The organism is Lolliginicoccus lacisalsi, from assembly GCF_014841105.1.
GTDB lineage: Bacteria > Actinomycetota > Actinomycetes > Mycobacteriales > Mycobacteriaceae > Lolliginicoccus > Lolliginicoccus lacisalsi.
Genome location: NZ_JACYWE010000005.1, coordinates 183,833 through 192,649 on the forward strand (window position 1 = coordinate 183,833; position 8,817 = coordinate 192,649).

The window sequence follows — 8,817 nt, forward strand, 5'->3', positions numbered from 1 at the left end:
CAGCCACCCTAGCAATACCGCCGAAGCGTTTCCTCATGCCACGCTCAGCCATGCCACAGCCCAGCGCGGCACCGTTCGGCCACAATGGAAACCGTGACGCCAGTGAATGCAGGTTCCGCGAGGATCGTCCTCGGCCCGATCGTGCGCTACGTCCATGAGACCGAGGCGACGATCTGGGTGCAGGCCAGCGTTGCCTGCACCGTCACGGTGCTGTGCGACGGGCAGGAATGCTCGGCTCCCACCTGGACGGTGCACGGCCGCCACTACGCGCTGGTGCAGCTCGCCGGCCTTGCTCCGGGGCGCGCGCATCCCTACTGGGTGCAGCTCGACGAGAGCGCGGTGTGGCCCGAGCAGATCGAGGACACCCCCAGCACCATCCGGACCCTCCCCCGCGGCATGCCGGGTGACGGCACATCGCGGCCCGTGCGCATCGTGTTCGGGTCCTGCTACCGCACCGGCGGCCAGGATCCCGAGAGCGTCAAGGCGCTCGGCCCGGACGCCCTCGTCGCGCTGGCCCGCCGCATGCGCGATACCCCCGATGAGGAATGGCCCGACGCCCTGTGCCTCCTTGGCGACCAGGTGTATGCCGACCTGCCGCCGCAGCCGCTCGCCGACTCGCTGCCCCGGGGCGACGATGGCCTGCCGCGCGCCAGCACCTTCGACGATTACGCCGCGCTCTACGAGGCAGCGTGGTCGCAGCCCGATGTGCGGTGGCTGCTCTCCACCGTCCCCACTTGCATGCTCCTCGACGATCATGATCTGCGCGATGACTGGAACACCTCGCAATCGTGGCGGGAGGAGGCCAGCGCCCGGCCCGGGTGGGACATCCTCGTGACCGGCGCCCTGTCCTCGTACTGGGTCTACCAGCACCTCGGCAACCTCTCCCCCGCGCAGCTCGACGCCGATGCGGTGCTGCGCGCCGTGCTCGATGCCCCCAGCGGGGATGACCGCGCGCAGATACTGGACGACATGGCGCGGCGCGCCGACAGCCAACCGACGACGATGCGGTGGAGCTTCGTGCGTGATATCGGGCCCGTTCGGTTGCTGATGCTCGACACACGCTGCTCCCGATCCCTCGAGCCGGGACGACGGCGACTAGTCGACGACGCGGAATGGAAGTGGGCGCGCGAGCTGGTCCTCGGCGCGCGGGCCCGCCATATCCTGATCGGCACCTCGCTCCCCGTTCTGATGCTGCCCGGCATCCACCAGCTCGAGGGCTGGAACGAGGCAGTGTGCGACGGGCAATGGGGCAAGCGCTGGGTGGCTCGGGGCGAGAAGCTGCGCCGGAGGATCGACCTGGAGCATTGGGGCGCCTTCCGCGGATCCTTCCTCGCGATGGTCGACCTGGTCATCGAGGCAGCCACCGGCCCCCGCCCACCGGTCTCGGTGCTGTGGCTCTCCGGCGATGTGCACTCCTCCTACATCGCCACCGCCAGCCTCGACGATCATCCCGAGGTACCCACAGCGATCCACCAGCTCACCATGTCGCCCTTCCGCAATCCGCTGCCGCGCGGCGTGCGGTGGGCGAAGAAGATGCTCGGCTCGCGATTCACCGCTGCGGCCCTGCATGGCATCGCCCGCCGCGCCCGCGTCGACGACGTCGGCATGGACTGGACGATCCCGCACGGGCCGTGGTTCGACAATGGCGTGATGACGGTGGAGCTCGATGAGGACCACGCCCGCGCGCACATCGACCATGTACCCGCGGGCCGGGACGCTCAGGCCGTGCTGCGCCATACCCGGAGCGTGGCGCTTGCCTAAACGGTCCGGTGCGGATGCCGGCGAGAGCGCGCCGGCGAGAGAGCGTCGGCGAGAGAGCGAAAAACGACACCTCCAGCGCGTAGACCAGTCGTTTATCGCACTGTCGCGGGGATTCTGCGCACTCCAGCGGGGCGCCCGTGCACGCCCCAGCGCCCCAGCGACGTGTGGGCTCCCGCCAACCATGATCAAACCGTTTTGGAGCCGGATGCCTATGGACAATCGCACATCATCGGCGCAGGGTGGGATGTGGAGCGGGTGGGGCACCAATCCGAGGAGGAATCATGCAGGACAAGCGTTGGTGGATCGATATCAGGATCGACGAGCGGGGTACCCAGACGCGGGCCGAGGCTAGGTTGCACGCCAACGGCGAGCTGCGGCTTTCCGCCACCGGCGTGGCGCGGCGCAACCCGGAGGATCCGGACGTTCCGAAGATCGGCGATGAGCTCGCGGTGGCGCGCGCGCTGCAGGAGATCGCGCACCGCCTCGTGGAGATCTCCGCGTCCGATATCGAATCAGTTACCCATACGCCGGTTCAGCTCAACGCATGAGCCCGCGGGCCGTCCGCCACTAGCGCCAGCCGCGCGATCACGACGGTTCAGCCCGCGGAGCACGGCGCTGGGGCCTCGCTCCCGCGTGATGGGGCCTCGCTCCCGCGCGATGGGGCCTCGCTCCCGCGCGCGTCGAGGCGGGTGCATCCCCGCCCGTCCGGAACGAGCTCCCCGAGGCAGGGATGCAGCGTCCCTCGCGAACTGGGACGCGGGGCAATGCTGTCGGGCGTGCCACTGTGCTCCTTGGCGAGCGAGCGGGCTATGCGCTCGGTGAGGTTGTGCTGCACGGTGGCCCATTCCTCGGCGATGATCGAGAACAGCACGGTATCGCGGACGGTGCCGTCGGGGCGGCGGGCGTAGCGGCGCTGCGTGCCCTCGTAGACCGCGCCGAGGCGGGTGATGGCGAGCTGGGAGCGCGTGTTGCGGGTGTCGGTGCGGATCTCGGCGCGCCCGACGTTGAGCTCCTCGAACGCGAGGCGCATCAGCAGCAGCTTGGACTCGGGATTGACGATGCTCCCCCAGGTGCCGGGCGTATAGAACGTGCCACCGATCTCGAGGCGCGCGTCGGCGGGCGAGGCATTGGTGTAGGAGGTGGTGCCGACGATGGTGCCGGGTGCCATGCCCTTGTACTCGCGAGCGAGGCGGACCGTCCACTGCTGCCAGTTGGACAGGGTGCGTCGCGCGGAGAACAGCGCGTGCAGGTCGGTGGCGCTGCGCGGCCGCGGTACGGGAACGAACGCCCACACCTGATCGTGGTCGAGGCAGGCGAACAAGGCCTCGGCATCGGTGTCGGGGTCGAGCGGAGCGAGCGAGACGGTCGTTCCGGCGAGGGTGGTGCCTGCCGGGATGGGCCACTGCATGGTGGGCCAGGGTGTGTCAGTCGGCCGTGGATCGGCCACCGGCACGAAGGGTGGGATCATGCGCTCAAGTATGCAAGAACCCGGGGCGAAAATCGCCCTATCGCAGCGACCTTTTTCCCGTGGCTGCGCAGATGGCCCAGGATGCCCTCCCACCTGCATCGTTGATGGGATGCAGATGGCTCGGCATGGCCTGTGGCGAGCGGTCGGAACCACCAGTTTCCCGCCGGTTTTGCACGGATCTCGATAGCATTCACCGCTGGTTCATCCCGCAGTGGAACAGGGGCGATCGCGCATGGTTGGTGCATCGGGTATCGATTGGGGCCAGGAGCTCGTCACGAGTCTCTTCTGGATCCTGCGGGCTTTCGCCATCTCATCGGTGGCCTTTGGCATCGCGGCTGTCCTGCTCGCTCGGTACACGCGCTGGGGCCGGCAGTTCTGGCGCATCACGGGCCCCTACTTCTCGGGCCGCGAAGCCCGCATCACCCTTCCGTTCGTGGCCCTGCTGCTGCTCATGATGGTCTTCGGCGTCCGCATGGCCGTGCTGTTCTCCTACCAGGGCAATGACCTCTACACCGCCCTGCAGAACGCGGGCTCGGCGCTCGCCGGTGGCGACCAGGCGGGGCTCGATGCGGCGGTCGAGGCATTCTGGAACTCGATCATCGTGTTCGGGGTGCTCGCGACGATCCACGTCGTGCGGGTGCTGGTGAACTTCTACATCAGCCAGGCGTTCGACATCCGGTGGCGGCTGTGGCTCAACAAGCACACCATCGACCATTGGCTGGAGGGCGGCGCCTACTATCGCAACCGGTTTGTCGATCGCACGATCGACAACCCCGACCAGCGCATCCAGCAGGACATCACCGCGCTCGTGCAGACCTCGAGGTCCCTGGCGATCGGGGCTATCGGCTCGATGGTGACGGTGGTGTCGTTCACGATGATCCTGTGGGAGCTCTCGGGGCCACTGACGATCCTCGGGGTGACCATCCCGCGCGCGATGATGTTCCTGGTGCTTGGCTATGTGCTGGTCACGACGGTGGTCGCGTTCTGGATCGGCCGCCCGCTGATCCGGCTGAACTTCCTCAACGAGCGGCTCTCGGCGAACTTCCGCTATTCGCTGGTGCGCTTGCGCGACACCGCTGAGAACGTGGCGTTCTACCGGGGCGAGGGCGTGGAGCGGCGCGGGCTGCTCGCCCGGTTCGCCGCAGTGATCCGCAACTACTGGAACATCGTCTTCCGGACGCTGAAGTTCGATGGCTGGAACCTGACCGTCAACCAGACGGCCGTGATCTTTCCCATCGTGATCCAGGCCCCGCGGTTCTTCACCGGCCAGATCACGCTGGGCGACCTGACCCAGACGGCGCGGGCGTTCGGCGAGATCCATGACTCGCTGTCGTTCTTCCGCGAGGCGTACGACATCTTCGCCGACTACCGGGCATCGCTGATCCGGCTCGATGGGCTGCGCATGGCCAACGATCGATCGCGGGAGCTCCCGCGCCTCGCGGCGAGCGCGACGGGGTCGGTGCTCGCAGTGCGCGGTGTCAGTGTCTCGACCCCGGACGGGCGCACCCTCATCGAAGGCCTCGACCTGGACCTCGAGCCTGGTGACGCGCTGGTGATCAAGGGACCCTCGGGCGCGGGCAAGACCACCTTGCTACGCGCGCTGGCTCGGATCTGGCCGTTCGCCACCGGCGAGGTGCGCCGCCCCGAGGGCGAGCAGACGTTGTTCCTCTCGCAGGTGCCCTACCTCCCCCTCGGTGGCCTGCGTGCCGCGGTGGCCTATCCCGCGGATCCGGGCGGCATAGACGACGATCGGATCCGCGCGGTGCTGCGCGCGGTGCATCTTGGTCATCTCGCTGAGCGGATAGAGGATGAGGCCGACTGGTCGGCCGTGCTCTCGCCGGGCGAGCAGCAACGGCTTGGCTTCGCCCGGGTGCTGCTGATCCGGCCGGCGGTGGTCTTTCTCGACGAATCGACCTCGGCGATCGATGAGGGCCTGGAGTTCTCGCTGTATGAGCTCGTGCGTTCGGAGGTGCCGGACACGATCGTGGTGAGCGTGGCGCACCGCAGCACGGTCGACCAGCATCACACCCATCGCCTCGTGCTCGATGGCGAGGGCGGATGGAGAGTAGAGCCCGTGGTGGCCGCCCCGCGGTGATGCGCGAGCATCAGCCCCGGTGGCGGCCGCCGGCTGCCAGGGCTCGGCGCGACGCGCGCACCTCGGTATGCCATGCTTATGTGACCAGCGACACACACCTTGATGGAGGCAGCCATGTCCGTCGCCCGCCGTATCGCAACCATCGCAGCAGGCACCGCCCTCGCCTCGTCTGCGCTGCTCGCCGCGCCCGCCGCGCAGGCCCAGTCACCACGCGATCTGCTGCCCGAGGCCACGCCCGCGCACCTGACGCTGCTGCCGTACTGCGAGGAGTCGAGCCTGCCCTTCTTCGGCCCGATCATCATCTGCCACCTGTTCGTTGGTGACGTGATGTTCTCCCGGCCCTGGTAGCACCACCTCCGGGAACAGCCAGGCGGCAGCGGACGCCACCGCGCCACCTGGCGATTTTGCCATGCGCGAGGAGGCGCGGGCTTTGTGGGCCGCGCAGCGCCCGCCTCGATCGCGCCGTTCGGGCCGACCGCGGAGTAAAATGCCTGCGTTCCCGTGACCGTCCAAGCATGCAACGAAAGGATTGATTGGTGACCACCCAGGTTGAGGAACGCGAGTTCCAGGCCGAGGCACGGCAGCTTCTCGAGCTGCTGATCCACTCGGTGTACTCGAACAAGGACACGTTCCTGCGCGAGCTGATCTCGAACGCCTCCGATGCGCTCGACAAGCTGCGGCTCGAGGCATTCCGCAACAAGGACCTCGTGGTCGACACCGACGATCTGCACATCCAGATCGAGGCGGACAAGGAAGCCCGCACCCTCACCGTGCGCGACAACGGCATCGGCATGACGCGCGACGAGGTCGTGGGCTTGATCGGCACTCTCGCCAAGTCCGGCACCGCCGAGCTGCGCCGCGCCCTCGCCGAGGCGCGCAAGGCCGATGGCGGCGAGGCACCCAGCGAGCTGATCGGCCAGTTCGGCGTCGGCTTCTACTCCACCTTCATGGTGGCCGACAAGGTCACCATGGTCACCCGCAAGGCGGGCGAGGCCACTGGCACGCGATGGGAGTCCGCGGGCACCGGGACGTACACCATCGAGGAGTTTCCCGAGGCGCCGCAGGGCACCGCGATCACCCTGCACCTCAAGGATTCCGACGACGAGGATCACCTCTACGACTACACCACCGAGTGGAAGATCCGGGAGATCGTCAAGCGGTACTCCGACTTCATCTCCTGGCCCATCCGCATGGAGCAGGAATCCACCGTCGACGGCGAGACCACCACCGAGATGGTGACCCTCAACTCGCGCAAGGCCTTGTGGGCGCGCCCCAAGAGCGAGGTCACCGACGAGGAGTACACCGAGTTCTACCGGCACATCGGGCACGCCTGGGACGAGCCCCTCGAGGTGATCTCGATGCGGGCCGAGGGCACGTTCGAGTACCAGGCGCTGCTGTTCGTGCCCACCCACGCCCCGCATGACCTGTTCACCCGCGAGCACAAGCGCGGCGTGCAGCTCTACGTCAAGCGCGTGTTCATCATGGACAACTGCGAGGAGCTCATGCCGCAGTACCTGCGGTTCATCAAGGGCGTAGTCGATGCGCAGGACCTGTCGCTCAACGTCTCCCGCGAGATCCTCCAGCAGGACCGCCAGATCAGCCGCATCCAGAAGCGGCTGGTCAAGAAGGTCCTGTCCACCATCAAGGACCTGCAGGCGAACGATCCCGGCAAGTACCGCGCCTTCTGGGGCGAGTTCGGCCGCGTGCTCAAGGAAGGCCTGCTGCTCGACTTCGACAACCGCGAGACCCTTCTCGAGATCTCGTCCTTCGTCTCCACCCACACCGCGGGCAACGCGGACGAGCCCTGGACCACCCTCGCCGGATACGTCGAGCGCATGCAGGATGGCCAGGAGCACATCTACTACATGACCGGCGAGTCCCGGCAGCTCGTGGAGAACTCCCCCCACATGGAGGCGTTCAAGGCCAAGGGTCTCGAGGTGCTCATCCTCACCGATCCGGTCGACGAGATGTGGGTCGATTCGGTGCACGAGTACAACGGCAAGCAATTCCGCTCCATCGCCAAGGGCGACATCGACCTCGATTCGGACGAGGACAAGGAGAAGCACGAGGAGCAGGACCAGGAGTTCGCCGACCTGCTCGCCGCGCTGAAGGAAGCCCTCAGCGACACCGTCAAGGATGTGCGCCTGTCCCACCGCCTCACCAACTCGCCGGCGTGCCTGGTGGGCGATGACTTCGACATCACTCCCACGCTCGAGAAGCTCTATCGGGCATCCGGGCAGGAAGTGCCGACGGTCAAGCGGATCCTCGAGCTCAATCCCACCCACCCGCTCGTCGCGGCCTTGCGCGCCAAGCAGGCCGAGGGCAGTGACACCGAGGCCCTGAAGCCGACGGCGGAGCTGATCCACGGCATGGCACTGCTCGCCGAGGGTGGCGAGCTGAGCGATCCGGCGCGGTTCGCGTCACTGCTCGCCGACGCGCTCGCGCGCACCCTCTGATCTCGAGCAGGCCGCGACGGTGGCCGGGGCGCGGGCTTTCGGCGCCCGCGCCCCGGCCACCTGTCAGCTACCCCGGTAGGTCGTGTAGGAGAACGGCGAGACAAGCAGCGGCACGTGAAAGTGCCGGTGCCCGCCCAGCACCATCGACACCACCACTTCCGGGTTGAACGCCTGCACGCCCTTCGTCGAGAAGTACGGGCCGGTTCCGAACACCAGTCGGTACACCCCCGTGGGCAGATCCTCGCCCGAGAGGTCACTGATTCGCCCGTCGCCGTCGGTCACCAGCGACGCGATCTCGGCACCATCCTGCGCCTGCAGCACCACGGTCACCCCCGATGCTGGCTCGCCGCAGGTGGTATCCAGCACATGAGTGCTCACCGTTGCCACTGGCTCCTCCTCCCGGGACCGCTAGAAAGGTCCCCACCGCGAATCCTCGTGGTCCCTGTCCTGTCACTTGCAGGGTAATGCCTCGGCGCGCATCAGGGCCGGGATGTTTCACAACGCGCGACACCATCGCGCGTTTCTCTGGCATCTTCCCTGGCGTTGTTGCTGAAATCTGGCATTTGCCAGCGGAGCGCTGACTTGGCTCGGTGACGGGCGGGCGGGCGCTACGACACGAACTCGCCGAAATAGCCGGGACCCGGCATCCTTGCCCGGGCTCCCCGGCACAGCGCGCCGGAGCCGGGTTCCTGTGGCATCGTAGATGCATGGAACCAGCACCAGTCGCCCCCACGCGTCGCCGCGGCGCCGCCCGCGCGGCCACCCTCGCCGGGATCGCCGCCGTGACCGCGCTCTCGCTGCCCGCAACCGCTGCCGCGCACGAGCCCGGCGAGACCACCCCGGGCAAGCCGCTTCCCTACTGCGAGGCGTTGCCGATGATCCTGATCTATCCCCCGCCCCCCGCGGTGATCGAGTGCCACACCCAGCTCGGAGACTTCCGGTTCACCCTGCCGCCGGGCATCCAGTGGCCCTTCTAGGCCCGCACGCCTAGGCGCCCGGCGGCTGAGCGGCCTCGGGCGCGGCGGCTGAGCGGCCTC

The 8,817-nt window shown here is 67.8% G+C and carries 8 protein-coding genes; 6 read left to right on the plus strand and 2 right to left on the minus strand.

Annotation, left to right across the window (positions count from 1 at the left end; all coding sequences use genetic code 11):
• Window positions 1-93 precede the first annotated feature (93 nt).
• Window positions 94-1,761, plus strand: coding sequence for a DUF7800 domain-containing protein (locus tag HT102_RS10125; RefSeq protein WP_192039297.1), 1,668 nt, complete (start codon window positions 94-96; stop codon window positions 1,759-1,761).
• Window positions 1,762-2,042: 281 nt separating this feature from the next.
• Window positions 2,043-2,309 carry a DUF1876 domain-containing protein gene (locus HT102_RS10130; protein WP_192039298.1) on the plus strand — a complete coding sequence of 89 codons (267 nt, stop codon included), beginning with the start codon at window positions 2,043-2,045 and terminating at the stop codon, window positions 2,307-2,309.
• Window positions 2,310-2,356: 47 nt separating this feature from the next.
• Here HT102_RS10130 and HT102_RS10135 read toward each other — a convergent pair whose 3' ends face one another.
• Window positions 2,357-3,229: a GNAT family N-acetyltransferase gene (locus HT102_RS10135; RefSeq protein WP_192039299.1), complete on the minus strand. Its 873-nt coding sequence runs from the start codon at window positions 3,227-3,229 to the stop codon at window positions 2,357-2,359.
• A 232-nt stretch (window positions 3,230-3,461) separates the two neighbouring features.
• Between HT102_RS10135 and HT102_RS10140 the strand changes: the two genes are divergently transcribed.
• The 3 genes from HT102_RS10140 (at window position 3,462) to htpG (ending at window position 7,780) form a co-directional block, all read left to right on the plus strand.
• A complete protein-coding gene (locus HT102_RS10140) occupies window positions 3,462-5,324 on the plus strand; it encodes an ABC transporter ATP-binding protein/permease (protein ID WP_192039300.1) in 1,863 nt (620 codons plus the stop codon).
• A gap of 114 nt (window positions 5,325-5,438) precedes the next feature.
• Window positions 5,439-5,672, plus strand: a complete 234-nt coding sequence (locus HT102_RS10145) for a hypothetical protein (protein ID WP_192039301.1) — start codon at window positions 5,439-5,441, stop codon at window positions 5,670-5,672.
• A 188-nt stretch (window positions 5,673-5,860) separates the two neighbouring features.
• Window positions 5,861-7,780, plus strand: a complete 1,920-nt coding sequence (htpG, locus tag HT102_RS10150) for a molecular chaperone HtpG (protein ID WP_192039302.1) — start codon at window positions 5,861-5,863, stop codon at window positions 7,778-7,780.
• A gap of 63 nt (window positions 7,781-7,843) precedes the next feature.
• On the opposite strand, the gene uraH is transcribed toward htpG, so the two are convergent.
• A complete protein-coding gene (gene uraH, locus HT102_RS10155; RefSeq protein WP_192039303.1) occupies window positions 7,844-8,167 on the minus strand; it encodes a hydroxyisourate hydrolase in 324 nt (107 codons plus the stop codon).
• 320 nt (window positions 8,168-8,487) lie between these two features.
• Here uraH and HT102_RS10160 point away from each other — a divergent pair, with 320 nt between their 5' ends.
• A complete protein-coding gene (locus HT102_RS10160; RefSeq protein ID WP_192039304.1) occupies window positions 8,488-8,757 on the plus strand; it encodes a hypothetical protein in 270 nt (89 codons plus the stop codon).
• The last annotated feature ends 60 nt before the right edge of the window (window positions 8,758-8,817 follow it).

Coding starts and splice junctions, on each gene's coding strand:
- HT102_RS10130 (WP_192039298.1), top strand. CDS start 2,043: ATGCAGGACAAGCGTTGGTGGATCGATATCAGGATCGACGAGCGGGGT.
- HT102_RS10135 (WP_192039299.1), bottom strand. CDS start 3,229: ATGATCCCACCCTTCGTGCCGGTGGCCGATCCACGGCCGACTGACACA.
- HT102_RS10140 (WP_192039300.1), top strand. CDS start 3,462: ATGGTTGGTGCATCGGGTATCGATTGGGGCCAGGAGCTCGTCACGAGT.
- HT102_RS10145 (WP_192039301.1), top strand. CDS start 5,439: ATGTCCGTCGCCCGCCGTATCGCAACCATCGCAGCAGGCACCGCCCTC.
- HT102_RS10160 (WP_192039304.1), top strand. CDS start 8,488: ATGGAACCAGCACCAGTCGCCCCCACGCGTCGCCGCGGCGCCGCCCGC.